The organism is Bradyrhizobium sp. Unk1, assembly GCF_059512345.1.
This window is the reverse complement of record NZ_JCAMOP010000185.1, coordinates 1-1125: the sequence shown is the minus strand read 5'-3', so window position 1 is coordinate 1125 and position 1125 is coordinate 1. Positions and strand designations below refer to the sequence as shown.

1 protein-coding gene and 1 pseudogene are annotated in these 1125 nt (G+C 59.8%); both read right to left on the bottom strand.

Annotation, left to right across the window (positions count from 1 at the left end; translation table 11 throughout):
* Positions 1-220 precede the first annotated feature (220 nt).
* A complete protein-coding gene (locus AC5ZFO_RS48010) occupies positions 221-460 on the bottom strand; it encodes a Panacea domain-containing protein (RefSeq protein WP_496124267.1) in 240 nt (79 codons plus the stop codon).
* A 464-nt stretch (positions 461-924) separates the two neighbouring features.
* A pseudogene (locus tag AC5ZFO_RS48005) lies at positions 925-1125 on the bottom strand (aspartate aminotransferase family protein); the annotation flags it as partial.

The following is a 1125-nucleotide window of genomic DNA, read 5'->3' as shown; positions in this document are numbered from 1 at the left end:
GTCCGCTCCGTTTATCAAAACGGAACGGCATCCGCACCACCTAAGCCGCCGGTCCAAAATCCGGGGTCCACTTCAGGACAACGCTGACGCGTTGACCGCATGGCCACAGCAACTGCAGCAGACAAAGTCTCTGGCAGCATGATAGAAAGAGATCAGGAGCGCTCAGTTTCCAACTAACAAACCGGTTCAAGCGGTCCCGCTCCGCGGGTCCATTTCAGGGTTATTCTGGAAAAGTCGCTAGCTGGTGATGCGTGCTCGGTACTCGGAAGCCACGAAGCGTCATCTCCTCGGGCGTCCCATGGATTGATGGCGCACCGAAAAACACATCCTGAATCGGCCTGTCGCCGAACATTCTGACGGTGCGATAGAGATCCGGATTCACGGGACCATAGTCCCATGCCTCAAACTCTCCTTCGACCAACCGCCTTCCGGTTCGTCCAAGGTGAGCCATGTGGGCCATGTATATAGGATCTTCTGGAGCGCCGGATTGGTTACGCCCCAATTGCCACTCGTACATATGTAGCGAGCTGCAGCGTTGGTGGGGACTGACATTTTGGCGGTTCCTCTCGGCCGGTTGCCGTCGGCCGATTCTCAATGAGCACAGATCAGATAGGATTCATTGCAAAATTGTCACTGGGGGTGTGGTTAATTAAATCCCGCCCAGCCTCAGCCCCAGTCATCACCATCGCAAAGCGCCGCGTAGGCAATCGTCGCTAGCGACCCCGCCGACCAAACGTTAGTTCAGTCATCCCCGCGCAACGGCAAAGCCGTTGTCGCTGGAAATACGAGGCGTGCACTGCGCGGGGAGCCTCGAAGGATGAGCCCGTCGCAGCCAGACGGCCCGTTGCCCTTCGAGGGGCGCCGAAGAAGGCGGCCACCTCAGGGTACCGGAGTTGGACTGATCGTCAGACGAAGCGCGGCCCTTTAAGCCGGCGCCAGCTTGGCCACTTCCGGCTTCATGTCGTTCAGCACACCGGTAATGGCCGCGATCAGCTCGTCGACCTGAGCCTTGGTGACGATCAGCGGCGGGCAGATGGCGATGGCATCGAGCATGTTGCGCGAGATCACGCCGCGCTCCTGGAGCATGCGGCTGGCGATGCCGCCGACGGCGCCGGGCGTGCTGGC